We start from the raw sequence: 759 nt of genomic DNA, 5'->3' as shown, positions 1-759 counted from the left end.
TTGTGTTTGAACAAGCGGCGAAAAAAACGCACGAAAAAACACGTGGTAACTACCCAGCGACTGTCGCCATCTTGCAAGTCATCCAGCATGGCCTTGAAAAAGGAATGAAGCAGGGCTTGGAGCTGGAAGCGAAGCGCTTTGGTGAGTTGGTCATGAGCAACGAGTCGAAGGCTTTACGTTCGATTTTCTTTGCCACTACGGAAATGAAAAAGAAACGGGCAGTGAAGCAAAACCAAGTAAAGTCGGAATGGTCGGCGTGCTTGGTGGTGGCTTGATGGGCGCGGGTATCAGTCACGTCAGTGTGGCGAAAGCCAAAGTGCCAGTACGCATTAAAGACGTCAGCGATGACGGCGTTCTGAACGCCTTGAAATACAACTACAAGTTGTTGATAAGCAGCGCAAACGCCGCATTCTCTCCAAAGCGCAACTGCAGAGCAAAATGCTGCAATTGAGCGGAGGAACCGATTTCACCAGCTTTAATCGCACCGATGTGGTGATTGAGGCGGTCTTTGAAGATCTGTCGCTCAAGCAACAATGGTGGCGATATTGAAGCAATGCGAGTCGGAGACTATCTTCGCAACGAATACCTCTTCTTTGCCAATCCATAAAATTGCCGAGAAGGCACAGAGGCCTGAGAACATTGTGGKTTGCACTACTTTAGTCCGGTAGAGAAATGCCATTGGTGGAAGTCATTCCGCATGAATCAACGTCGGAAGAGACCATTGCCACAGTGGTCGCTTTGGCGAAGAAACAAGGCAAA

1 pseudogene is annotated in these 759 nt (G+C 49.1%); it reads left to right on the top strand.

The features are described 5' to 3' along the window. Nucleotides 1–759, top strand: a pseudogene (locus CIK04_RS27790) (3-hydroxyacyl-CoA dehydrogenase NAD-binding domain-containing protein); the annotation flags it as partial.

The sequence above is a fragment of the Vibrio sp. 03_296 genome (assembly GCF_002265885.1).
Note: the sequence above shows the minus strand (reverse complement) of the source record. Positions and strands in the feature narration are given on the sequence as shown.